This is a genomic window from Kribbella caucasensis (genome assembly GCF_004361855.1).
In the GTDB taxonomy this organism is placed as follows: domain Bacteria; phylum Actinomycetota; class Actinomycetes; order Propionibacteriales; family Kribbellaceae; genus Kribbella; species Kribbella caucasensis.
The window spans coordinates 298,026-322,398 of record NZ_SNWQ01000001.1 but is presented as its reverse complement, the minus strand read 5'-3'; the positions used below and the strand labels follow the sequence as shown (position 1 = coordinate 322,398).

Sequence of the window (24,373 nt, the reverse complement as noted above, 5' to 3'; positions counted from 1 at the left end):
CTAACCCCGCGAAGCAGGATCCCGGCCGAGACGTCCACTCCAGCAGCCGCGCGCGGTGCGTCGTACGGGACTAGTTCCAAGGGGAAGGTGGGGGTGGGGGTACGACGGGTGGGCGGTCTTCGCACCAGGTGGCGTTGGTCCAGCCGCCGTCGTTGCCGTCAAGGAGGCGTACGTCGAACTCGGGTGGGCCGTTGAAGTGGAAGGTGCCGCAGTTGTTGACGAACGGTGCACCCACATGACGGGCGTCCACGTTCTCGAAGGTGGCCCAGCCGCCGACGCGGGCGTTCACCACATTCGTACCCGTACCGTCCACGCGGACGTTGCGCACGGCAACGTTCGTGATCCCGTAGTCGTCCTTCACCGGCCAGTCGACCACGAACATGAACGCGTTGTACGTCGAGTCCAGGAACGCGCTGTCGGTGATCTCGATCTGACCGGCCATGTCGGCCTGCAACGCATAGAGCCAGATCGCGCCCAGCCCGAGGTTCCAGTTGAGATCCCGCGGACCACCTCGGACGGTCGTGTTCCGGGCGAAGGCCAGTGTCCCTTCGAACGGCGTCGCGTTGAATCGTGAGCCGGCGTGCAGCGTCGAGCCCTCACGGATCGGGTCGGCGACGAGGTTGTCCGTGACGGCGTTGTCGCGGCCGCCGTAGATCGCGATGTTGTTCGCGAGCACCGGCGTCTGGACGGTGTTGTGGTCGTAGACGTTGTCGTGGTTGACCAGGCCCTCGGCGTTCGACTCGGACCACATCGCGAGGCCGTCGTCGCCGGTGTTGCGGATGAAGTTGTTGGTCGCGCGGACGTTCGAGACACCGAGATGGAGATTGATCGCGTCCGCGACCTGGTCGACGATGATCGAGTTGCGGATCAGCAGGCCGTCCATCGGGCCGTCGAGCCAGATCCCGACCTTGGTGTGATGGATGTACAGGTTCTCGATGATCGAGCCGCCGCCGATCGCCCCGCCGATGCCGTTCACCTGGTCGGTGTCGATCCGCTCGCGCACGTCACTCTCGATCGCGAAGTCGGCCAGGTGCACCTTGGTGCTGCCGCCGTCGGCCGCGTACTTGCCGTAGAACCCGGGCGCGCTGTGGACGGACTTGTCCGGCGCCGGTTCGGGCAGCGGGAGGACCGATCCCTTGATGGTCGTCCACCAGTTGCCGGCGCCGCGGATGGTGATGCGGTCGACGATGATGTGCCGGTTCACCTGGTACGTGCCGGGCGGGATGAAGACCGACCAGCCGAGTCTCTTCGCGACCGCGATGGTCCGCTCCATCGCCGGCGCCGCGTCGTACCGGCCGGTCGGATCGGCGCCGAAAAGCCTGACGGACAAGGACTTCGGCGGCTGCTTCACGGGTGCGCCGACGAGCTCGAAGTCGGCGAGGTCGAGCACGTACCACGCGGCCGGCGTGGTCCGCGGTACGGCGAACCGCACCCGGTCGCCGGCCTGGTACGTCTTGCCGAGCATCGACCGCTGCTCGTCGTAGAAGTGGTTCGGCCGGAACGGTTTGGCGACCGGGTCGGGTTCGGGCTTCCACCAACCGGGGATGGGGTCGACGTTCGGGTCGTTGGAGAACGGATACATGCCGTAGAGCCAGGCGTACTCCGAGGTCAGGGTCATCGTCTGCTTGCGTTTGCCGTTGACCGTGACGTCGAGGGGTGCGCGCATTCCACCGCCGGTGGGCGTGTCCGGGATGCTGTAGCGCAAGGTGAGCGCGTTCGCCGGCCGGGTCAGGGTGAACTCGACGTACTGCCCAGGAGTCAGCCGTACTGCGGTGCGCCCGGAAGCCTCGGCGGGCAAGGTGTAGGCCTCGCGACTCGGGCCGATCTTCTCGCCGGTGGTGAACGCGTTCTCGGCCTCCTGCTCGACGAACGCGACGGTCGCACCACGCCCCTCGACGAGTGCGGGATCAAGACCGGCCCGGGTGACCTTCGGTGCCGGTCGAGGAGGGTTGGTGGCGGTCGCGGTCAGCGCGGGCGTGGCGAGCAGAGCGCCGATCAGGGCGCCGGCCAGGGCGTTCCGGCGGTGACGGGGCAAGGGAATCCGGTGCACGGCGACATCCCCCTCGGGATCACGGCCGCCTCAGGGTAGGCAGGTCCGCTTGGCAGCGGACGATACGCAGACCGACGATCCACTGCAAGATCTCGACAGGGGAGAGAAAGAATCGGGCACAGGTGAAGCGCGGGTTGGCGGTGGGCGGACCGCCACACCATCAAAGGTGCGAGCCCGGGGCCGCGCCGAGCGGGAGCGCGTTGCGCTGGCGGCGATTGTGATGGCGTGGCGGTCCGGGCCCGGGGCGCCAGGTCAGTCTGGGAGGGCTACCTGGGGGTCGGGGCGGAGGGCTCGGAGCCAGAGTTCGGTTTGGGCTATGTGGGCGGAGGCGGCGGTTGCGGCGGCGGCCGGGTCGCGGTTGGTGATGGCGGCGAGGATGGCGCGGTGGCCGCGGTCGCTGGTCTGTTTGATCGCCTCGAAGTCCTCGCCCGGTTCGAAGATCCGGTAGTGGCCGCCGCGGCCGCGGATCACGCCGGTGAGTGCGGTGACGGTCGGGTTGCCGCCGGCCGTGCAGATCGCGCCGTGGAACGCGGCGTCCAGTTTCTGGATGTCGGCCGCGTCGGTGGTCGCCTCCAGTTGGTCGAGGATCTCGCCGAGCTGGTCCGCCAGGTCCGGGTCCTGGCGGGCGGCGGCCGCGGCGGTCGCGTGCGACTCGAGGATCCGGCGTACCTCCATCAGTTGCAGCACGCCTTCGAGCGGGATCAGCTCGACCGACAGGGAGAACCGGCTGATGATCTCGGCCGGGTCCAGCGCCGAGACGTAGGTGCCGGAGCCGTGCCGGGACTCGATCACGCCGAGTGCCGCGAGCGAACGGACCGCCTCCCGCAGCGAGCTCCGGGACACGCCGAGGTGGTCGCACAGCTCCGGCTCCGGCGGGAACTTCGCGCCCGGCCCGAGTGCGCCGGACGCGATCATCTGCCGCAGGCCGGTCAGCGCCTTGTCGGTGGCTGCCATACCGCACCTCCTCTTCCGAGTAACCCTAAGTCCTCAGACCACTTACGGTCACATATCCACCAAGTCCTTGTCGACTCAGCGCAAAACTGGCTAATGTTCCGGAAACAGGCGCCCAACTCATCTGATGTCAGAACGAAGTCCCCCTGGCATCGTCCCCCTGGCCCACATCCCCTGAGGAGAAGTGCCGATGCGTCACCGACAGATGCTCGCACCAATCGCTGCGGTCCTGGCCGCGGCCACGCTGGTAGTGACCGCCTGCGGTCCGGGTCCGGCCGAGAAGGCCGACGGCGAGGTCCGGCTGCAGATGGTCGAGAGTCTGACCAACCCGACCCGGACCACGTTGCTGAAGAAGCTGATCGCCGACTTCGAGGCGAAGAACTCCGGCATCAAGGTCCAGCTCATCTCACCGCCGACGAACCAGGCGGACCAGAAGATCCAGCAGATGCTCCAGTCCGGCCAGGGCGTGGACGTGCTGGAGGTCCGCGACACCACCGTCGGACCGTTCTCGACGAACAAGTGGATCTACGACATGGCTCCCGACCTGAAGGGCTGGGACGGCCTCGAAGCGCTCACCCCGAACGCCCTCAAGGTGACCCAGCAGGGCGGCAAGTCGTACATGGTCCCGTACGGCTTCTACGGGCTGTCGCTGTTCTACCGCAAGGACCTGGTCCAGCAGGCCGGGTACAGCGGTCCGCCGAAGAGCTGGGCCGAGATGGTCGAGCAGGCGACGAAGATCAACGACCCGTCGAAGAACCGGTACGGCTACTCGTTCCGCGGCGGACTCGGTGCCGGCGGCAACGCGGTCGCGATCATCTCCGGCTACGTGATCGACGAGATCAACCGGGACAACGCGTTCAAGCTGACCAGCGGCAAGACGATCTTCTCCTCGCCCAAGGCCGTCGACGCGCTCAACCTGTACCTCGACCTGTTCAAGAACGCCTCCCCGAAGTCGTCGGTCAGCTGGGGCTACCCGGAGATGGTGCAGGGCTTCACCTCCGGCACCACCGGGTTCCTGCTGCAGGACCCCGAGGTGATCGCCACGGTCCGCGAGTCGAAGACGATCAAGGAAGACCAGTGGGACACCGCGCCGCTTCCCGTCGGCCCGACCGGCAAGGCGGCGCAACCCCTGGCGAACGCGGGCTGGGGTGTCGCCGAGGGCAGCAAGAACAAAGAAGCGGCGGTGAAGCTGGTCAAGTTCCTCACCTCGGGCGACGCGGCGATGACGTTCTCCAAGGAGAACAGCCTGGTCCCGATCCTGAAGTCCGCCGCTGACGACCCGTTCTTCAAGGACGGCCCGTGGGCGTCGTACGTCGCGATGAACTCGTCGCCGGACACCTACATCGTGGTCACCCAGCCGCGCGGTGTGGCGTGGTCGACCGAGTGGGGCAACAAGTCGGACGCCGACGTACAGAAGCTCATCACCGGTAAGGCGCAGCCCGCGGAGATCCTGAAGAGCTGGGACGAGTACTGGACGAAGAAGTGGGCCGGGAACTGAGCACATGTCAGTGACCGACACAGACCGGCCGACGGCCACGGGCGGACGCAGTACGCCGAACCCCAGGCCGCGGCCGGTCGGAGGGCGACGGCCCTTCACCGGGCGGACGGCGTTGGTGCTGCTCGCGTTCATGCTGCCCGCGATCGTGTTCGTCGGGTTGTTCACCTACTACCCGTTGCTGAGCGGCATCCAGATGGCGTTCCGCAACTACAACCTGAACGACCTGTCCGACACGTCTTGGGTCGGGTTGCAGAACTTCCGCACCCTGCTGGACGACGAGATGTTCCGCGGCACAGTGCGGAACTCGGTCGTCTGGGTAGTCGGGTCGCTGGTGCCGCAGTTCCTGATCGGCTTCACGATGGCGCTGTGGTTGCGGCGGAGGTTCCGGTTCCGCGGGGCGTACCAGGCGCTGGTGTTCTTCCCCTGGGCGGTTTCCGGGTTCCTGATCGGGATCCTGTTCCGCTGGATGTTCAACGGCGAGTTCGGCGTGGTCAACGACCTGCTGATGAAGGCGAACCTGATCGACACCCCGGTGCCGTGGCTCGCGGACGCGAAGTACGCGATGTTCGCGGTGATCGTCGCGAACGTCTGGTACGGCGTGACGTTCTTCGCGATCATGATCCTGGCCGCGCTCCAGTCGGTGCCGCACGAGTTGTACGAGGCGTCCGCGATCGACGGGGCCGGCAAGGTGCGGACCCTGTTCTCCATCACGATCCCGTCGATCCGTACGACGCTCGCGCTGACCGTGCTGTTGCGGGTGATCTGGATCTTCAACTCGCCCGAACTGATCTTCGGGATGACCGGTGGCGGTCCCGCGAACGAGACGCACATCGTCACGTCGTACATGATCCAGGTGACCCAGGAGGGCGACTACGGCCGCGCCTCGGCGATGGGCGTGATGGTCGTGTTCGTGCTGCTGCTGTTCGCGATCTTCTACCTGCTCGCGGTCCGGCCGAAGAAGGCGATGCGATGATCAACGATTACAGCCTGGCCGGCCGGATCGCGCGAATCACCGGTCTGGGGCTCTGCCTGGTCTTCACCCTGTTCCCGCTCTACTGGATCCTGGTTACGTCCTTCAAGGATCCGGGCACGATCTTCGCGTATCCGCTGCGGTACTGGCCGACGCAGTTCTCGCTGGCCAACTACCAGGGCCTGTTCGAGCAGTCGAACTTCGCGATCTACCTCGGCAACAGCCTGATCGTGTCGACGGTCGCGGCTGCCCTTGCGACGGTGGTGTCGCTGCTCGCGGCGTACGTGCTGGCGCGGTTCGAGTTCGTCTCCAAGGGCGCGGTGATGGGGGCGTTCCTGGTCACCCAGATGATCCCGGGGTTCATCGCGCTCGGGTCGCTCTACATCCTGATGACGAGGATGTACCTGGTCGACAGCCGGTGGGGTCTGGTGCTCGTGTACGTCGCGGTGTCGATCCCGCTCTGCACGGTGATGTTGCGCGGGTTCTTCGAGAACGTCCCCGCGTCACTCGAGGAGGCCGCGATGGTGGACGGCTGCTCGCGGTTGTCGGCGCTGTTCCGGGTCCTCGTCCCGGTGATGACGCCCGGCATCGCCGCGTCGTACATCTTCAACTTCGTCAACTGCTGGAACGAGCTCTTCCTGTCCGTGACGCTGCTCAACAGCGACAGCAACAAGACCGTCCCCGCGGCGCTGAACGGCTTCATCTCCAGCTTCAACATCGACTGGGGTTCGATGTCGGCCGCCGCCGTACTGTCCATCGTCCCCACGATGATCCTGTTCGCCTTCGCCAGCCGCTACATCGTCCAGGGACTCACCGCGGGTGCCGTGAAGGAGTGACCAACCGCCTCCGGCCGCCCAGGGTGACAGACTGGGGGAGGCGGCGACGGGAGGACAGGAACTGTGGCGACTGCGTTGGTGACCGGGGCCAGTGTGGGGATCGGGCGGGCGTTCGCGGAGAAGCTCGCGCGGGAGGGGTACGACCTGGTGCTGGTGGCGCGGGACGAGGCGCGGCTGAAGGAGGTCGCGACCGAACTCACCAGGTTGCACGGGGTGGCGTGTGAGGTGCTGCCTGCGGACCTGACCGAGCCGGAGCAGCTTGCCGTGGTGGAGGAGCGGTTCCGGACCGGGCCGATCGAAGTACTGGTGAACAACGCGGGTTTCGGGCAGAAGAAGCCGTTCTGGGCGAATCCGGTCGAGCAGGAGGAGAAGCAGCTCGACCTGCTGGTCCGGGTGGTACTCCGGCTGACGCACGCGGCGGTGCTGCCGATGATCGAGCGCGGATCGGGTGCGGTGGTGAACGTGTCCTCGATCGCCGGTTTCGTACCGCGCGGGACGTACAGCGCGCACAAGTCGTGGGTGACCAACTTCTCGTCCGGACTCGCGGTCGAGCTGCACGCCAAGGGGGTCGCCGTGATGGCGCTCTGCCCGGGATTCGTGCACACCGAGTTCCACACCCGGATGGACCTGGACAAGACGATCATCCCGTCGTTCATGTGGCTGGACGCGACCGAAATGGTCGACGCCGCCTGGGCCGACCTGATGCGCGGCAAGCCGATCTCGATCCCGACCTGGCGGTACAAGGCCATCTCGTTCGCCGCCCGCTACATCCCCCGCACCCTGATCGCCCGCGTCTCCACCATCGGCCTCGACGGCCGCCGTCGCGCCTGACCCAGGCCTGACCCAAGACACGGCTCAAATCCCGGACCAACCAAAGCCGGCTCGCTAGCGTCCATCAAGCGACGGATCTACGAGCAGAAGGTTGGCGGACATGTTCACACGGGGATGGGGCAGTACTCGGCCGTTGGCCGCGGCTGGTCTGGCGACGATGGGTCTGCTTCTGGTGGCCTGTGGCAACGACTCCGACGCGGGCGGCGGCACCACGACACCGCCACCCAGTACGCCGGCCTCGCCCACCTCGACCCCGACCGGCGGCACGCCTAGCACGCTCGCTCCCACCCAGACCCCCAGCGCGACCCCGACGCCGACCGGTACGCCGAGCACCAAGCCGACCCAGCCGCCGGTCGAGACGCCGACCCCGGCCAAGCCTCGCCGGCTGACCCCGTCGATGCTGCTCACCGGCGGCGAACTCGCCAAGGCCGACCCCAAACGCGACTGGGCCGCCACCGACGGCGCTGCCAGTACGCCGATCTGCGGCCGCTCCTCGACCCGCGGCGACAACGTCCTCGGTGCACTCAGCCGCAACTTCGCCAACGGCCTCGACGCGTCCGGCGGACAGTGGCTCACCCGGTACGCCGACGCCCGCACCGCCACCGCGGCGTACGACAACATTGTCGCCACCATCAAGTCCTGCAAGGCGGCCCGTCCCGCGCCGACCCACGCGAGGAAGCTGACCGAGAACCGCACCATCGCTCTCGGGGACGCCACCACCATCCTCCGCTGGTACGACTACCCGCTTCCGTCCGACCCGGGCAGCGAAGACGGCGGCTTCCCGTACGCGGTCACCCGCAAGGGCCTCGTCGTCTCCGTCCTTGCCTTCCGCGAAATGGGCCCAGGCGTGAAGCCCGCCAACTTCGAACGCATCACCCGCACCGCCGCCACCCACCTGCCCTGAGCACCCGCGAGGTGGCCGGCGCTCGCCGGCCCTGAGGAGACGCGAACACTCGGCAGCCGGCGCTTGCCAGGACCGGGCCGGTTTACGCTGTGCGCGGTTCACCATGTCCAGCGCAGATGAAACCATCGCCGAGGCCGCCGGAGTCGCCCAGCTCCTGCGGCGCTTCCGCAAGCGCTCCGGTCTGACCCAGGAGGCGCTCGCCGAGCGGAGTGGTCTCAGTGTCGAGGGCATCCGGGCGCTGGAAGGTGGACGCCGGCGGCATCCTCGGGTGCAGACGGTCGAGGCGTTGATCGATGGGCTGCGGCTGCCTGAGAACGACGCCGGTCTGTTCCGGCAGACCGCCCGGCGCGTCGATGGCGAACCGGGGATCCCGCGGCAGCTTCCCCCACCGATCGCCGATTTCACTGGTCGCGCAGACCGGCTCGACGAGTTGCTGCGGATCCTGCGAGAGCCGCAGGCGGTCTCGCCAGCGGTGGTCGTGTCCGCGATCGGCGGGATGGGTGGAGTCGGCAAAACCACCCTCGCGGTACACGCGGCTCAGCTGGTCGCCGACGACTTCCCGGACGGCCAGCTCTACTTGAACCTCCGAGGCGGAACCGCCGAACCACTGAGTGCAGCGGAGGCACTCCAGGCCCTGCTCCAAACCTTGGGCGTACCACCCGCCGGGCCCTCGATCGATCAGCAGGTCCTCGCCGCGCGCTATCGGACCGCCCTGGCCGGCAGACGGATGGTGCTGCTCCTCGACGATGCCGCGAACGCCGATCAGGTGTTGCCGCTGATGCCCGGTACGGCGGGGCCGGTCGTGGTGATCACCAGTCGGCAGGAGCTCTCCGCCCTGCCCGGGGTTCACCATCTGCATCTCGACGTGATGACCGAGGCCGAAGCGCTCAAGTTGTTCGGTGAGGTGGTCGGACACGACCTGGTGGCCGAGCAGCCGGAAGCCTCGGTTCAGGTGGTACACCGCTGCGGTCTGCTGCCGCTGGCGATCAGGATCGCGGGTGGCCAGCTCAGCCGCCTCCAACACGAGTACGGGGCCGGTGGGCTCGAGGAATTGGCCGCGCGACTCGCGGACGACGCGGACCGGTTGGACATGCTCACGACACCGGATGTGGGAGTCAGGCGGAGCATCATGCTGTCGGTCGCCGCGTTGGCGTCCGGCGATCCGGCGAGGGACGTCCCGGTCACCACGTACGCCGGCGCGCGACGTACCGCAGCCGAGGCGTTCGGCTGTCTGGCGCTCTTCGACGGTGATCGGTTCCCGCTCCGCGCCGCCGCGAAGGTGCTGGAGCTCCCGATGGAAGCGGCCGAAAACCTGCTCGAGCACCTGGTCGACGTACACCTGCTGGAAAACCCGGCCCTGCACCAGTACCGGATGCACGACCTGGTTCGCGACGTCGGGCGGGAGCTCGCCACGACCGAACTGGACGAGTCGGCCCGTGCCGACGTACGCCGGCGTGAGTTCGACTGCTATCTCGCCATGCTCTGGCGGTACGACGACCTGACTCCGCCGGGGGACGCCTGGCGGCCGCCGGACGGACGTGGTTGGTCAGCGGACGCCGAGGACGTGGTGGAGCGAAGCCAGGTGATCGAGTGGCTCGAGGCCGAACTCCCCAACGTGGTCAGGCTGGTTCGCGGGTTAGCGGCGGGCAGTGCCGAAGACCAGGTGGCCGCCGTACGGATGGCGCTGGGCATGTGGCGGGTGGCGATCACACTGGTGCGTTTCGGCGAGGCTCGGGAGGCGCTGACCCTGGTGGTCGGGCTTCCGATCGATAAGGACACCAAACTCGAGTGGACCTTGGTGTATCGGACCGGAGCCCTGTGCGATGGCCTTGGCCTGTATGAGGAAGGGCTGTACTGGCGTCGGCTGGCTCTGCCGGTGGCCCGCGAGCTGGCAGATCCGACCAGTCTGGCGGCGACCTTGATCGATGTCGGTTACGGCCTGGGGCGGGTTGGAAGGGCTGCTGAGGGATTGGCCTTCGCCGAGGAAGCCCTCGCGGTCATCGAGCGGTTCGAGGTGCACATCTTCGAGGTCGGCGGCCTGGTGGCGGTGGGCGCGTTGGCCGGCTGGCTTGGGGATCTGGCCCGTCAGCGGAGTGCGTTCGATCGAGCGATCTCGCTGATGTCGGCCCGCTCGAAGCCGGTCAGCGCGGTCGTCCACCGGAACTTGATCGGCCGATCGCTGCAGGAGAGCGGGCAGTACGAGGCGGCGCTCTCCGTCCTGACCGAAGCGCTGACTCAAGCTCGTGCCCTCCAGGCCGAGGTGATCGAGTCGGACAGCCTGCTGGAACTCGGCTGCACCTGGTTGGCCTTGGGTGAGCAAGCTCAGGCGCGCGAGGTGTTGACCGCCGGTTTGGAGATCGCCGTCCGCTATCCCGCCGACCATCGTGAAGGCGCTCTTCGGCATCAGTTGGGCCTCGCCCTGACGGCGCTGGGTCTGCTGGATGAGGCGCGACAGGAGTGGGAGCAAGCGAACATGCTCTATCAGCGGATGGCCGATCCACGGGCAAAGGAAGTACGGGAGCTGCTGGACGAGACAGGCGACCGCGAATAGATCAGAGGCGGTGAGCTGCCTCTGACAAGGCGGCCAAGGTTGCGGCGATCAGCGGGTGGTCGGCCCGGCTGGGACGCGTGGCGGCGTACACCCGGCGGACCGGTACCGGGGCTTCGAGCTGCCGGACGACGGCCTTGCCCGGATCCGGGAGGGCGAGCTGTGGTACCAGCGAGACGCCGGCGCCGGCGGCGACCAAAGCGGCGACCGCGCGGAAGTCGTCCGAGTGGTGCACGATCCGCGGTTGGAAGCCGGCCTGTTCGCAGGCCAGCAGGACGACGTCCCGGATCGGGTTGCCGGCCGACGTCATCACCCAGTCGTCGGCGGCGAGGGTGGTGAGGTCGAGCGAGTCGGCCTTCGTCATCGGATGGTCCGGCGGGATCAGGGCGACGAAAGGCTCGGAGTACAAGGGGATTCGGGTCAGCCTGGCGTCGTCGGGAGCGGGTGATCCCCGATGCTCGACGGCGACGGCCAGCTCGACCTCGCCGTCGAGGAGTTGGGTGACGGCCTGGTGTCCCTCGGCATCCCGTACGACGAGTCGCAGGCCGGGAGTGGTCTCGCGGAGCCGGGCCAAGGAAGGGGCCACGAGCAAGCTGATCGCGCTGGCGAACGCGGCGACGCGGATCTCGCCGGTGGCGCCGTCGGCATGCAGTCGCATCGCCTCTTCGGCGCGTTCGACCTCGGTGAGAATCGTGTCGGCGTGGGTGAGCAGGAGGCGGCCGGCCGAGGTGATCGCGACCCGGCGGCCGCGGCGTTCGAGCAGTTCCTGGCCGACCTCGCTCTCCAGTGCGGCCAGTTGCTGCGAGACCGCCGAGGGAGTCAGGTGCAGCACCTCGGCGGCCGCGGTCACGGTGCCGTGATCAGCAAGCGCCCGCAGTACGCGCAACCTTCGCACTTCGATCACGGGGCTCAGCTTCGCACGGTTCGGTCCCGCCCGATCGAATGAGGCGCCGGAACCCGACCGACAGCCGGGGGAAGTGGCGCCGCGGCTGGGATGGCTCCCAGGGGACGACCGGGGCGTCGGGCAGCGCGGACTGGGCGTCGCGAGCGACCTTCTCGATGACGCTGTAGGGGAAGAGGTACATGGTGTGGTTCCTTTCGTCGTTTCGACCGTAGGTTCCGGCACCTTGATGCGTCCAATGAAAGTTCTGGCCATAGTTGATGCGGCTGATGCATGATCTAGGCCATGGAACTCAGACAGCTGCAGTCGTTCGTGGTGGTGGCCGATGAGCTCAACGTCGGCCGGGCGGCGACCCGGCTGCATCTCACCCAGCCGTCGCTGAGCCGGCAGATCGCGGCGCTCGAACGGGACCTCGGCGTCGAGCTGTTCGCCCGGGTGCGGAAGCGGTTCGTGCTGACGGCCGCGGGGGAGAGCTTCCGGGCCGACGCGACGGAGCTGCTGCGCCGCGCGGACGAGGCGGTCCAGAACGCGCAGCGGACGCAGCGAGGCGAGCTGGGCAAACTGCGGTTGCGGTTCGTCCAGTCGGCGACCTTCGAGGTGCTGCCGCGCCTGCTCGGGGCGTTCCGGCAGGCGTATCCCCAGGTGGTCCTCGACCTCGAGACGCTGACGACGATCCGGCAGACGGAGGAGTTGCGCGACGGTCGGATCGACGTCGGCCTGCTCCGGTTGCCCGCGGCTGAACCAGGGCTTGCCTCGCGAGTGGTCTCCACCGATCCACTGGTCGCCGCGCTACCGGCGGGTCACCCGCTCGCCAAACGGTCGCGCCTTCGCCTTGCCGACCTGGCTGACGACACCTTCGTGCTTTACACGCGAGCGAGCGGGCCGTCGGTGTTCGACACGATCGTGAGCTACTGCAAGGCCGCAGGGTTCACGCCGCGGATCACGCAACACGGTGCGGATGTGCAGACGATCGTGTCGCTGGTCGCCGCCGGGCTGGGGGTGTCGTTGCTGATCGCGCCGACACCGCCGATCGATCCGGCGGCAGTTGTGTACCGCGAGTTGTCCGACGACCTACCACCTTGGCAACTCTCCGTGGCGTGGTCGCCGGACAACCCCTCACCCGTCCTGACCCGGTTCCTCCAACTGACCGGCCCTTAGCGATCATTCGTCAGCGGGCGGACTAGCCGAAGTGGTCGGGGTCGCCGCCGGTGCGGATGCCGGTCTCGAGGTCGGCGATCGCTGCCATGTCCTCGTTGTCCAGCTTGAAGTCGAACACCTCGATGTTCTCCCGGATCCGGGCCGGCGTCTTCGTCTTCGGGATCACCACGTTGCCGAGCTGCAGGTGCCAGCGGATCATCACCTGCGCGGGCGTCTTGGCGTGCTTGTCCGCGAGCTGCTTCAGCGTCGGATCGCCGATCAGATCGCCGGTCGCGAGCGGGCTGTACGCCTCGGTGATGATGTCGTTCTCCGCGTTGAACGCGCGCAACTCGTCCTGCGGCAACGCCGGGTGCAGCTCGATCTGGTTGACCGCCGGCCGTACGCCGGTCTCGTCGAACAACCGCTGCAGCGCCGGGATGTGGAAGTTGGACACGCCGATCGCGCGCACCCGCTTGTCGGCGTACAGGCGCTCGAAGGCCTTCCACGTGTCGACGAACCGGTCCTGCTTCAGCGCCTGCCAGTGGATCAGGTACAGGTCGACGTACTCGAGGCCGAGCTTGCCGATGCTCTTGTCGAACGCCTTCAGGGTGGAGTCGTAGCCCTGGTCGCTGTTCCACACCTTGGTGGTGATGAACAGCTCCTCGCGCGGCAGCCCGGCGGCCGCGATCGCGCGGCCGACACCGGACTCGTTGCGGTAGATGGCGGCCGTGTCGATGTGCCGGTAGCCGGCGTCGAAGGCTTCGGCGACGACATCGGTGACGAGGCTGTCCTCGATCTGCCAGACCCCCAGGCCCAGCTGCGGGATCTCGACGCCGTTGTCCAGAGTGATCGTGGGGACTGTGCTCATCTGTCCATTCCACCCCTGCGTTGGGTCCCAGCCCAGTCATCTGACGTGTGACAACAACCTCATCAACCGGCCGTAACCAGGTCGTAGGTCTTCGCGTCCGGCTCCAGGAACCGCAGCAACGCGCTCCCCTCGCGCTCCAGTTCCGCCTGCGTCAACTTCGGCAACCGCCCGAACGGGGTCAGCGTGAGAGTCGCCACACCACGCTTCTTCTCGGCCGACCAGACGCCCGCGACCACCCCGTCGACCAGGTACGTCGACTTCACCCGCAGGTTCTTGGTGAACACGGCCGGGCGGTGTTCGTCGGCGATGATCCGTTCGCGTTTCGCGTGCGACAGCAACAAGTTGTCGAACTCGGGCAGGAACCTCACGGGTGCCGGGGTCTCCTCATCCGGCCGAGGACCACCCGGTACGTCGTACAAGGTCTTGCCCGCCTCGTCCGTGAAGGTCTCGAGTTCCACGGCGTCGAAGTACGACTTGGCCTTCGTCAACCCGGACCACGTCTGGAAGTCGGCCGGCGTTGCAGGCCCGAACGCCTCCAGATACCGGGTGACCAGCTCTTCCGGTGCTGCGCTGGCGTGGAGCTTCGCCTTCAGCCACTCCTCGGCCGGTGTGAATCGGGCGTTCGCGGGCCAGCCCCATCGCGTGTCCGTCGGGAACATCACCAGCGGGACCATCATCCGCGTGCAGAACCCGAGCGCCCGGTCGTTCACCTCGGGGAACTCGGTCACCAGCGCGTCCCGTATCTCGGTGAACGTGAGGGGCTCCTTCGCCAGGATCCGCCGCGCGGCCGCGACCACCTTGTCCGGCTCCAGCCCCTTGCCCCGATCGCCGAGGATCTTGAGCCCCGCCTCGAAGATCGGGCTGATCGTGGTCCTGAACCGCAGATAGTCCGCGGCCGTCACCAGATGCAACGTCCCCCGGAACAGGCTCGCGCGGACCACCTCGCGCTCCTCGATGGCCTTGTTCAGGTGCTCATCGGTGAACCCGTCGACGCGCGACCACAACCCGACGTACGGATGTTTCGGCTCCTGCCCCTGCATCCCGGCCAGCCGCTGCACCGCCTCAACGGCGCCGCAGTCAGACCGCTCCAGCAACAACTGCCGAGCCAACGTCGCCCGATTGACCGCCCGTCCACTGAGCTTGCTCATGGGTCATCTGTAGTCGGCTTCGTTGTACTCCGGCAAGCCGAGGCGCTTCCGGATCTCCGCGGCCGGGCTCTTCCCGCCGGCCTCGGCGGCGCGCTGGACGTGCCGAGCCATCGCGCTCATGCTGTCCGCTGCCGCCACCTTCAACCAGTACGCCCGGGCCGTGGCGTTGATGGTCAGCAACTGCCGGATCTGCGCAGCCACGATCGTCGGCCAGGCGATTTTCGCCAGCTGCCGGGACTCAGCCAGATTCGCCGCGGCCACGGCCTTCGCACGACCCTGCAACGTTTGCAGCGACGCCCCACTGTCCGCCCCAAGCTCGAACCGCTCCAACGCGACGTTGTACGGCCGAGTCACCGCCAGATACTGCTGCCGAGCCTGCCCCACCGTCAGCCGAACCGGAGCCGCCACCACCGTCGGCTCCGCAGTCGGCCTGACCCCACCGGCCGTCGGCGTGGCACTAGGCGTCACCGACGTACTAGCCGTCACCGCCGCAACCGGCTGCGGCCCTTCCTCACCACCAGCACACCCAGAAACCCCCAACAACCCAACCACACCGGCAACAGCCAGCACCCAACGCATAACACTCCTCACAGGGGCGGACGAACCGGTCAACCCTAGCCGCCCCGACCGTCCATGCCGCCCCCGTCAACCTCTGAGATTCGGGGATGGGGGATCCCGCCAGTTCTTGCTATGTCCCGCCAGCGGACAGACCCTCTTCGGACGCAAGCAAGCGAATCAGGCGAGGGCGGTGCGGGCCTCGATGAAGGCGGCTACGGCGTGCTCGACGTCTTCGGTGGAGTGGGCGGCGGAGAGTTGGGTTCGGATTCGGGCCTTGCCGTGGGGGACTACCGGGTAGGAGAAGCCGATGACGTAGATGCCGAGTTCCAGGAGTTTGTCGGCCAGGCGGGCGGCTTGGGCGGCGTCGCCGATCATCACCGGGCTGATGGGGTGGGTGCCGGGGAGGACGTCGAAGCCGGCTTCGGTCATCTTGGTGCGGAAGAGGGTGGTGTTGGCGGTGAGTTTGTCGCGGAGGTCGCTCGAGCCGCCGATCAACTCCAGGGCCTTCAGGGAGGCGGCGGTGACCGAGGGGGCCAGCGAGTTGGAAAAGAGGTAGGGGCGGGAGCGCTGGCGGAGGAGTTCGACGATTTCGGCCCGGGCGGAGACGTAGCCGCCCGAGGCGCCGCCGAGGGCCTTGCCGAGGGTGCCGGTGACGATGTCTACGCGGTCCTTGACGCCGAACAGCGACGGGGTGCCGGCGCCGTCGGGGCCGACGAAGCCGACGGCGTGCGAGTCGTCGACCATGACGAGGGCGTCGTACCGTTCGGCCAGGTCGCAGATCTCGTCCAGCGGGGCGACGTACCCGTCCATCGAGAACACGCCGTCGGTCGCGATCAGCCGGTACCGCGCGTCCGCCGCGTCCTTCAGCTGTGCCTCGAGATCGGCCATGTCGCGGTTCTTGTACCGGAAGCGACGAGCCTTGGACAACCGGATGCCGTCGATGATGCTGGCGTGGTTGAGCTCGTCGGAGATCACCGCGTCCTCGGCGCCGAGCAGGGTTTCGAAGAGTCCACCGTTGGCGTCGAAGCAGGAGCTGTACAGGATCGTGTCGTCGGTGCCGAGGAAGTTGCTCAGGGCACCTTCCAGGTCCTTGTGGATCTGCTGGGTGCCGCAGATGAACCGGACCGACGCCATCCCGAAGCCCCACTCGTCCAGCGCGCTCCGGGCCGCCGCGATCACCTCCGGGTGGTCGGCCAGGCCGAGGTAGTTGTTCGCGCAGAAGTTGAGTACCTGCTTGCCGTCGGCAACCGAGATGCCGGCGTTCTGCGGTGAGGTGATCACCCGCTCCGACTTGTACAGACCCGCCTCGCGGATCTCGCCGATCGTTCCCAGCAGGTCGTCACGCATCCGGCCGAACATCAGTGCACTCCTTCATTCGTCGGGTGAGGCTCGTACGTCGAGGTGGTCCAGTCCAGGATGACCTTGCCGCACTGACCCTGCCGGGCCACGTCGAAGGCCTGCTCGAAATCGGCGTACCCGAACCGGTGGGTGATCACCGGGCCGAGGTCCAGACCGCGTTCCAGCATCACGGACATCGAGTACCAGGTCTCGAACATCTCCCGGCCGTAGATGCCCTTGATCGTCAGCATGTTGAGCACCACCGTGCTCCAGTCGATCGCGATCTCGTCGGACGGCAGGCCGAGCATGGCGATCTTGCCGCCGTGGTTCATGTTCGCGAGCATGTCGCGCAGTGCGGCCGGCTGGCCGGACATCTCCATCCCGACGTCGAAGCCCTCGCGCATCCCGAGTTCGCGCTGCGCCTCGGCGATCGACTGGCGGCCGACGTTCACCGCGTGCGTGACGCCGATCTTGTGGGCCAGCTCCAACCGGTAATCGGACAGATCGGTGATCACCACGTTCCGCGCTCCGGCGTGCAGCGCGACCGCGGCGGCCATGATCCCGATCGGCCCGGCGCCGGTGATCAGCACGTCCTCGCCGACCACCGGGAACGACAGTGCCGTGTGCACCGCGTTGCCGAACGGGTCGAAGATCGCGGCCACGTCCAAGTCGACGTGATCGCGGTGCACCCACACGTTGCTCGCCGGCAACGCGACGTACTCCGCGAACGCGCCCGGCACGTGGACGCCGAGCCCACGCGTCTTGATGCAGAGGTGCTGTCGCCCGGCCCGGCAGTTCCGGCAGCGCCCGCAGACCAGGTGACCCTCGCCGCTGACGATGTCGCCGACCGCGACGTCCCGGACGCCCGCGCCGATCTCGACCACCTCGCCGGCGAACTCGTGTCCGGTGACCATCGGGACCGGGACGTTCTTCTGCGCCCAGTGGTCCCAGTTCTGGATGTGCAGGTCGGTGCCGCACAGCCCCGTCCGCAGTACCTTGATCAGTACTTCGTCCGGCTCGATCACGGGCTCCGGGACGTCCTGCAGCCACAGTCCGGGCCTGCTCTCGGCCTTGACCAGCGCCTTCACGGCGTACCTCCTCGCTTGGTTGCCGTCATCATCGTGATCCCGGGCCGCTGTCCGCGTCCATCGACACGTCGTACACAGCCTTTGCAGCCTGACTGCATACTGGTCGCCATGGCGCGGGGCGTGGTACGGGGACTGGGGATCGTCCTGCTGCTGGCGGGTGTCGGCCTGCTCGGCTGGGTCGGCTGGCAGTACTTCGGGACGGGGATCACCTCGAACCGGACGATGGACCAACTGGAGCGCGAGCTGCGGGACGAATGGCGGGCCGAGACAACGATCAAGGAACCAGCCGCCGGTACGCCGTTCACGCTGGTCCGGATCCCCAAGTTCGGGGCCGAGTGGGTGAAACCGGTCGTCGAGGGGGTCGGCAAGGGTGAACTGGCCCGTGGAATCGGGCACTATCCGCAGACCCAGCTCCCAGGCGTTCCGGGCAACTTCGCGATCGCCGGGCACCGGGTCACCCACGGATCGCCGTTCCGCAAGCTGCTCGAACTGCGCAAGGGCGACCAGGTTGTCGTCGAGACCGCCGACGCGATCTACACCTACGAACTCGACACCTCTCCACGCGACCTCACCGTCAAGCCGTCCGACACCTGGGTCCTCGACCCTGTCCCCGGCAAACCCCAAGAAACCCCCACCAAGTCGCTGATCACCCTCACCACCTGCGAAGACCTCTTCCACTCGCCCGACCGCTCAATCGCCTTCGGCCACCTGATCAACCTCGAAAAGAAGCGCTGAGCTCGCCGTCGCTTAAGGTGGGTGCTCATGAGCTTTGACCGTGGTGCGTTGCTGGAACAGGTGAAGAGCAAGGCGATCGTGCACGGGCGGGTGACGCTGGCGTCGGGGAAGGAAGCCGACTACTACGTCGACCTGCGGCGGATCACGCTGGATGCGGAGGCGGCGCCGCTGATCGGGCCGGCGATGCTGGAGCTGACCGAGGACCTGGAGTACGACGCCGTCGGCGGGCTGACGCTCGGTGCCGACCCGGTCGCCATGTCGATGCTGCACGCGGCCGCTCAGCAGGGGCGCAAGCTGGACGCGTTCGTGGTCCGCAAGGCCGAGAAGACGCACGGGTTGCAGCGCCGGATCGAAGGGCCGGAGGTGAAGGGGCGCCGGGTGCTCGCGGTCGAGGACACGTCCACCACGGGTGGTTCGGTGCTCACCGCCGTCGAGGCGCTCCGCGAGGCCGGGGCCGAGGTGGTCGCGGTGGCCGTGATCGTCGACCGGTCCACCGGCGCGCAGGAGAAGGTCGAGTCCGAGGGCCTGGAGTACCGCACGGTGTTCGGTCTGGACGAACTCGGGCTCGGCTGATGGAACCAGTACTCATCGTCGCGGCCGCCGTCGTCATCGGCGGCGGCGTCTTCTACTTCAACTACATGGCCGCGAAGAAGCGGCGCGAGGCGTTCGCCGCATTCGCCGCCCAGCAAGGGCTCACGTACCAGCCGGAGAACCATGGCCTGGCGGGCCAGTGGAGCGGTACGCCGTTCCAGACCGGGGACAACCGGCGGGTCAAGAACGTGCTCACCGGTCCGTACCAGGGCCGCCAGATCGTTGCCTTCGACTACAGCTACCAGACCCATTCGACCGACTCGAAGGGCCGCCGCCGCACCACCACGCACAAGTTCGGCGTCGTGGTGATGCAGCTCCCCGGGCCGCTGCCGCACCTGGAGGTCACCCACGAGGGGATCTTCGGCGGCGCGCTCGCGAACGCGTTCGGGTTCGCCGATCTGCAGTTCGAGAGCGAGCAGTTCAACCGGGCGTTCCGGGTGAAGGCGGACGACCCGCGGTTCGGGCACGCGGTGATCCACCCGCGGATGATGGAGATGCTGCTGGCCCGCGGCGAGATCGGCTGGCGGATCGAGGGCAACTCACTGATCGGCTGGGACAACGGAGCGCATGCTCCCGCCGAGGTGATGAACCGCCTCCAGCTCCTGCAGTTGGTGACCGATCACGTCCCGCCGTACGTCTGGCGCGACTACGCCGGCGTCGACCCCCGCCAGGGCTGAGCGCCGCAGCCAAAGCCCAGCCGGCCAGGGCTAAGCGGACGTCTCGTCCTTGCGCTGAACCTGGCCGACCTCGACATGGGGTCGCGACTGCCACAGCGCCCACTCGGCACTGACATCACCGGCTGTCCGAAGCAGCAGTGGCAGATACTCCTGAAGCAGCCGCTCGGTCGACGTCTCCGCAGCGTGCACCGTCACGTTCATGGCGGCCCTGATCGCTCCGGTCCCATCCCGTACCGGAGCCGCCACCGACCGTACGCCGGGCGCGAGCTCCTCATCCGCCAGCGCCCATCCGCGCGCCCGGATCTCGGTGAGCTCGTCGCGGAGCTGCTCCGCCGACCGCCCGATGTACGGCGGGAGTCCGGCCCGACTCGGCTGCGCAAGTGTCGCCGAAAGCTCCTCGGGAGACAGACCGGCGAGCAGCACCTTGCCCTGTGACGTCTGCGCGGCCGGGAACCTGGTCCCGATGTCGACCCGCAGCGCGATGATCTTCGGCACCGACACCCGAGCGACGTAAACGATGTCCGACCCATCCAGCTGCGCCATGGACGACGACTCGCCGGTGCGGGCCACGAGCGCTTCGAGATGAGGCCGGGCGATGTCCCACAACCCCAGCGCACCGACGTACGCCATACCGAGGGTCAGCACCTTGGGCGTCAGCTGGAACGCCCCGCCGGTCGACCGGACGAAACCGAGCTCCTCCAACGTCAGCAGCAGCCGGCGTGCGGTCGGTCGCGCGAGCCCGGCCGCGGTCGCCACCTCGCTGAGAGACATGCTCCGGTGGTTGGCGTCGAAACAGGCGAGCACGTCCAGCCCGCGAGCCAGGGACTCGACGAAATCGGGACCCGCGCCTCGTCCTGCCATCAGGTTCTGCCTCCGCTGGTGCCGCCCGGCCCGCCGCGCGGACCACCGATCGACGACGAGCCTACGGGCCCGGGCCGGTAACGGCTGCCAAGGCTCGTCGCAGTCACCTGTCCGCCGAGCCGGGGTCGCCGAACATGCTCCCCCTCGCCTCCCGCGTCGACTCGGACTTGTACTCCGTGTACTGGTACGGGTTGTCCAGGACCTCGTCGTGCGGCAGATCGGGGTTCATCCCGCCGGCCCAGGCCTCGTCACCCATCGCTGCGCGGAGGTGGTCGATCGTGGCTTCGACGGTACGTCGTACGGCGGGCAGGTCGGCGCCGACCAGTTCGTGCTGGTACTTCACCACCCGGCCGTTGACGAGAACGGTGTGCACGTCGCCGCGCTGCGCCTGGAACGCGACCTGACCGTAGGGGTTCAGCAGCGGGAACGACACCGGGGAGGCGTCGTTCTTGATCAGCACGACATCGGCCTTCTTGCCTGGTTCGAGGCTGCCGAGATCGTCCCGGCCGAGCGCTCGAGCGCCGCCGCGGGTGGCCCAGTCCACGACCTGCTCGGCGCGCAGGTGCGTATGGGTCACGGTGTCGCCCTTCATGTGCGCCTCGAGATGCTCGCGGGATCGGTCGGCGCCGAGGGTGGTGCGCATCGCCGAGAAGAGATCGCCGCTCCACCAGACGCTGGTGTCCATCGAGAGTGAGACCGGAATGCCGTACCGACGGACCTGCCAGGTGGGCGGGTACCCCTGGCCGGCGCTCTGCTCGGACTCCGTCGAGACCGAAACCGAGCCGCCACTCGCGGCGATCCGCTGGTAGGAGTCGGTGGTCAGCGTCGCGGCATGGACGTAGATGTTGTCGGGCGTCATGAACCCGTTCTCGTGCATCAGCCGGATGCCGTCATCGTTGGTCGCGCCCCATACCCCGGCGTGCGTGGTCACGCCGAGCCCGAGCTCCCGGGCCACCTCGAAGGCCGCCCGCTCCGGAAAGGCCGGGTCGCCGGTGACATCGAAGGCGAGTTGGAGGCCGAGCAGGTCATCCGCTTCGGCCCGGCGGCGCTCCAGGAACGCCCGGACGCTCTTGTCGGCGGTCCACTCCCAGGGCCCCGCCTGAATGTTGCCGTAGGCAAGGACGAATCGGCCGGGCACGGCTTGCAGGGCGTCCACGGCCGCCTCCGCGTGATCGACGGTCTGTAACCCATGCGACCAGTCCACCGTGGTGGTCACCCCCGCCTCGAGGGATTCCCAGGCGGAGACCAGGTTGCCGGCGTAGATGTCCTCGGGCCGGAAGAGTCGGCCGTGCTCGAGGTAGTACCAGACGAAGTACTGGGTCAGGGTCCAGTCGGCGCCGTACGCCCGCATCGCGGTCTGCCACATGTGCCGATGGGTGTCGATCATGCCCGGCATCACGATGCCCCCGCGCGCGTCGATCTCGAACGTGCCGTCGGGTACGTCGAGAGCCGGGCCGACGGCGGCGATCCGGTCTCCGTCGACCAGAACGTCCGCACCAGTCAGAACGGCGTGGTTGTCGTCCATGGTCAGGACGGTGCCGCCGCGCAGTACTACCGGCCGGCCTTCCGTCGGCGTCTCGGCAGTGGACATGATCTCCTCCAAAGCTTGAGTCGGACAGGGGTCCGTATGCCGGTCATCACGGCGATATTGCCACTATTGAAGCGTCGGTCGGGCCTGTCAATAGCTCGCCCTGGTCGCCTGAGTCCGCGCTTGACAGTTCAGAAGACGCGGCAGGAGACTGAGTCGACGCGGATGGCGGACAATTGTCCGTTTTCTATCGCAAGCGAGAGGAGAGCAGGTTCGTGCCTGATACGCCCGCGGTGCAGGGTCCGCTCGCCGGGCTGTTGGTGGCCGACTTCTCCCGGATCCTGGCCGGCCCGTACGCGACCATGCTGCTGGCCGATCTGGGGGCCGAGGTGGTCAAGGTCGAGGCTCCCGCGGGCGACGACACGCGGTCCTGGCAGCCGCCGGTGCGGGACGGGATTTCGACCTACTACCTCGCGGTCAACCGCAACAAGCGGTCGATCGCGCTGGACCTCACGGACCCGGGTGACCTCGCGACGGCGCAGGAGTTGGCCCGGCGCGCCGACGTACTGGTGGAGAACTTCAAGCCCGGTGGACTGGCCCGGTTCGGGTTGGACTACGACTCCGTTGCGGTCGGCAACCCAGGTGTGGTCTATGCGTCGATCAGCGGGTTCGGCAGCGGGCCGAAGGGTGCCGCGCTGCCTGGGTACGACCTGATCGTCCAGGCAATCTCCGGGCTGATGAGTCTGACCGGCGACCCGGGTGGCGAGCCGTACCGGGCCGGTATCTCGGTCTTCGACGTGATGGCGGGGATGCACGCGACCATCGGCGTCCTGTCCGCGCTGAACTCACGCCACCAGACCGGCAGGGGTCAGCATGTGGAGGTCAATCTGTTGTCGTCGGCGCTGTCGGGCTTGGTCAACCAGTCGAGCGCGTACGTCGCGGGCGGCGTTGTCCCTTTGCGGATGGGCAACAGTCATCCGAGCCTGTTCCCGTACGAGCCGCTGCCGTGCTCCGACGGTGAGCTGATCATCACGGCTGGGAACAACGGTCAGTTTCGCAAGCTGGTCGAGGTTCTCGGGGTACCGGAGCTCGCGGACGATCCGCGGTTCGACCGCAACGAGAAGCGAACGGCCAACCGGGAGGAACTGCGCCCGCTGCTGGTGGGGCGGCTGCGAACGCGCACCCGGATGGAGTGGTTCCGCGACATCATCGACGCGGGCGTGCCGTGCGGGCCGATCAACACCGTCGACGGTGGGGTGGCATTCGCCGAGGACATCGGCCTCGATCCGGTCGTGACTGTCGGGTCTGGCGCGAATGCCGTGCCGACCGTACGGAACCCGATCACGTTCTCCGAGACGCCAGCGGAGTACCGGCTGCCCCCGCCCTCGCTGGACGAACACGGCGCCGACCTCCGTCGCTGGCTCGACGCTCCGCCCGAGCACCGTACGGACGACGAGCCGGGCGCCCGGCGTACTGGAGAGGAGCGCTCGGCATGACCGATTCCGCTGATGGGCTTGCGTTTCCGACCTCGCTCGGTACTTCCACCGCGGACGAGATCCGGCTGCTCGGGCAGGATCTCACCGCCGATCTGATGGGCAAGGTGAGCTTCGGCGAGCTGGCCTTCTGGCTGGTGGCGCTTCGGCGGCCGACGCCTTCGGAGACGCGGGTCTTCGAAGCGGTGCTGGTCGCTCTTGCCGATCACGGGTTCACTCCGACGGCGATCGCTGCCCGGCTGACCTATCTGTCCGCGCCCGACTCGCTCCAGGGCGCGCTTGCCGCCGGTCTGCTGGGTGGTGGTTCGAGGTTCCTGGGCGTGACCGAGGACTGCGGCGCCTACCTGCACGAGACCTTGCAGCGGCACGAAGGCGAGTTGCCTGACGACGATGCCGGCTGGGACGCCCTTGCATTGGCTGCCGTCACCGAGACCCGGGCGGCGAAGCGGTTCGTACCCGGTCTGGGACATCCCGTCCACAAGGTGCAGGACCCACGCACGCCGACGCTGATCGGCATCGCGGAGGAGGAAGGACTGCGGGGCCCACATCTGCGGCTGTTCGAGGCCATCGGGCGGGTGCACGAGCAGGTCCTCGGCCGGAGGCTTCCGCTCAACGGCGCGGGTGTCTGCGGCGCCGCGCTGGCCGACCTCGGGCTGCCGGTCGAGCTGCTGCGCGGTTTCGCCTTGCTGGCCAGGGCGGCCGGCCTGCTCGGACAGCTCGCCGAGGAGCGCCGCCGCCCGATCGGCATGGACACCTACCTCACCGTCGACCGCAACGCCGTGTACGTCGACCCGACCGCCGACCGCGCCACCGACCCGTACGTCGACCCCGCCGCCGACCCGACAACCTGACTCATCCCGGA

General features: G+C 67.9%; 22 protein-coding genes. 12 read left to right on the top strand and 10 right to left on the bottom strand.

Annotation, left to right across the window (positions count from 1 at the left end; translation table 11 throughout):
- Positions 1-70: 70 nt before the first annotated feature.
- Entirely contained in the window at positions 71-2,050 is a 1,980-nt protein-coding gene (locus EV643_RS01495) for a glycosyl hydrolase family 28-related protein (RefSeq protein ID WP_133798096.1), read from the bottom strand.
- Positions 2,051-2,302: 252 nt separating this feature from the next.
- Positions 2,303-3,004 carry a FadR/GntR family transcriptional regulator gene (locus EV643_RS01490; RefSeq protein WP_133798095.1) on the bottom strand — a complete coding sequence of 234 codons (702 nt, stop codon included), beginning with the start codon at positions 3,002-3,004 and terminating at the stop codon, positions 2,303-2,305.
- 187 nt (positions 3,005-3,191) lie between these two features.
- Between EV643_RS01490 and EV643_RS01485 the strand changes: the two genes are divergently transcribed.
- The 6 genes from EV643_RS01485 (at position 3,192) to EV643_RS01460 (ending at position 10,591) form a co-directional block, all read left to right on the top strand.
- Entirely contained in the window at positions 3,192-4,499 is a 1,308-nt protein-coding gene (locus tag EV643_RS01485; protein ID WP_133798094.1) for an ABC transporter substrate-binding protein, read from the top strand.
- 4 nt (positions 4,500-4,503) lie between these two features.
- On the top strand, positions 4,504-5,472 hold the full coding sequence (locus tag EV643_RS01480) for a carbohydrate ABC transporter permease (RefSeq protein ID WP_133798093.1): 969 nt from the start codon (positions 4,504-4,506) through the stop codon (positions 5,470-5,472).
- Entirely contained in the window at positions 5,469-6,305 is an 837-nt protein-coding gene (locus EV643_RS01475; protein WP_133798092.1) for a carbohydrate ABC transporter permease, read from the top strand. The genes EV643_RS01480 and EV643_RS01475 overlap by 4 nt, the downstream gene beginning before the upstream one ends.
- A gap of 63 nt (positions 6,306-6,368) precedes the next feature.
- Positions 6,369-7,136 (top strand): SDR family NAD(P)-dependent oxidoreductase, encoded by a 768-nt coding sequence (locus EV643_RS01470; protein WP_133798091.1) that lies wholly within the window; start codon positions 6,369-6,371, stop codon positions 7,134-7,136.
- Positions 7,137-7,236: 100 nt separating this feature from the next.
- A complete protein-coding gene (locus tag EV643_RS01465) occupies positions 7,237-8,040 on the top strand; it encodes a hypothetical protein (RefSeq protein WP_133798090.1) in 804 nt (267 codons plus the stop codon).
- A 103-nt stretch (positions 8,041-8,143) separates the two neighbouring features.
- The gene (locus EV643_RS01460) at positions 8,144-10,591 is read left to right on the top strand and encodes an XRE family transcriptional regulator (protein ID WP_133798089.1); all 2,448 of its coding nucleotides are present in this window, start codon (positions 8,144-8,146) and stop codon (positions 10,589-10,591) included.
- Position 10,592: 1 nt separating this feature from the next.
- Here the strand turns inward: EV643_RS01460 and EV643_RS01455 are convergent, their stop codons facing one another.
- Positions 10,593-11,492 (bottom strand): LysR family transcriptional regulator, encoded by a 900-nt coding sequence (locus tag EV643_RS01455; RefSeq protein WP_133798088.1) that lies wholly within the window; start codon positions 11,490-11,492, stop codon positions 10,593-10,595.
- A 282-nt stretch (positions 11,493-11,774) separates the two neighbouring features.
- On the opposite strand from EV643_RS01455, the gene EV643_RS01450 reads away from it, so the two are divergent.
- Complete coding sequence (locus EV643_RS01450) at positions 11,775-12,647, top strand: LysR family transcriptional regulator (protein ID WP_133798087.1); 873 nt, start codon at positions 11,775-11,777, stop codon at positions 12,645-12,647.
- A gap of 22 nt (positions 12,648-12,669) precedes the next feature.
- Here EV643_RS01450 and EV643_RS01445 read toward each other — a convergent pair whose 3' ends face one another.
- The 5 genes from EV643_RS01445 to tdh all read right to left on the bottom strand — a co-directional run bounded on the left by EV643_RS01445 (position 12,670) and on the right by tdh (position 17,626).
- A complete protein-coding gene (locus EV643_RS01445; protein ID WP_133798086.1) occupies positions 12,670-13,494 on the bottom strand; it encodes an aldo/keto reductase in 825 nt (274 codons plus the stop codon).
- A 62-nt stretch (positions 13,495-13,556) separates the two neighbouring features.
- Entirely contained in the window at positions 13,557-14,642 is a 1,086-nt protein-coding gene (locus tag EV643_RS01440) for a winged helix DNA-binding domain-containing protein (RefSeq protein ID WP_133798085.1), read from the bottom strand.
- Between the two features lie 3 nt (positions 14,643-14,645).
- Positions 14,646-15,128 (bottom strand): hypothetical protein, encoded by a 483-nt coding sequence (locus EV643_RS01435; protein WP_238165279.1) that lies wholly within the window; start codon positions 15,126-15,128, stop codon positions 14,646-14,648.
- A 249-nt stretch (positions 15,129-15,377) separates the two neighbouring features.
- Positions 15,378-16,559 carry a glycine C-acetyltransferase gene (locus EV643_RS01430; RefSeq protein WP_133798083.1) on the bottom strand — a complete coding sequence of 394 codons (1,182 nt, stop codon included), beginning with the start codon at positions 16,557-16,559 and terminating at the stop codon, positions 15,378-15,380.
- Complete coding sequence (gene tdh, locus EV643_RS01425; protein WP_133798082.1) at positions 16,559-17,626, bottom strand: L-threonine 3-dehydrogenase; 1,068 nt, start codon at positions 17,624-17,626, stop codon at positions 16,559-16,561. The genes EV643_RS01430 and tdh overlap by 1 nt, the downstream gene beginning before the upstream one ends.
- A 108-nt stretch (positions 17,627-17,734) precedes the next feature.
- Here tdh and EV643_RS01420 point away from each other — a divergent pair, with 108 nt between their 5' ends.
- The 3 genes from EV643_RS01420 to EV643_RS01410 are packed head-to-tail and all read left to right on the top strand — an operon-like array spanning position 17,735 to position 19,629.
- A complete protein-coding gene (locus tag EV643_RS01420) occupies positions 17,735-18,361 on the top strand; it encodes a class E sortase (protein WP_238165278.1) in 627 nt (208 codons plus the stop codon).
- Positions 18,362-18,388: 27 nt separating this feature from the next.
- Positions 18,389-18,934, top strand: coding sequence for an orotate phosphoribosyltransferase (gene pyrE, locus EV643_RS01415; RefSeq protein ID WP_133798080.1), 546 nt, complete (start codon positions 18,389-18,391; stop codon positions 18,932-18,934).
- Positions 18,934-19,629 carry a hypothetical protein gene (locus EV643_RS01410; protein WP_133798079.1) on the top strand — a complete coding sequence of 232 codons (696 nt, stop codon included), beginning with the start codon at positions 18,934-18,936 and terminating at the stop codon, positions 19,627-19,629. Before pyrE ends, EV643_RS01410 begins: the two co-directional genes overlap by 1 nt.
- A 30-nt stretch (positions 19,630-19,659) precedes the next feature.
- Here EV643_RS01410 and EV643_RS01405 read toward each other — a convergent pair whose 3' ends face one another.
- Positions 19,660-20,490, bottom strand: coding sequence for an IclR family transcriptional regulator domain-containing protein (locus tag EV643_RS01405; RefSeq protein WP_133798078.1), 831 nt, complete (start codon positions 20,488-20,490; stop codon positions 19,660-19,662).
- Between the two features lie 103 nt (positions 20,491-20,593).
- A complete protein-coding gene (locus tag EV643_RS01400; RefSeq protein ID WP_133798077.1) occupies positions 20,594-22,081 on the bottom strand; it encodes an amidohydrolase family protein in 1,488 nt (495 codons plus the stop codon).
- 212 nt (positions 22,082-22,293) lie between these two features.
- Between EV643_RS01400 and EV643_RS01395 the strand changes: the two genes are divergently transcribed.
- Complete coding sequence (locus EV643_RS01395) at positions 22,294-23,514, top strand: CaiB/BaiF CoA transferase family protein (RefSeq protein ID WP_133798076.1); 1,221 nt, start codon at positions 22,294-22,296, stop codon at positions 23,512-23,514.
- Positions 23,511-24,362, top strand: coding sequence for a citryl-CoA lyase (locus tag EV643_RS01390; protein WP_133798075.1), 852 nt, complete (start codon positions 23,511-23,513; stop codon positions 24,360-24,362). Before EV643_RS01395 ends, EV643_RS01390 begins: the two co-directional genes overlap by 4 nt.
- Positions 24,363-24,373 lie beyond the last annotated feature (11 nt).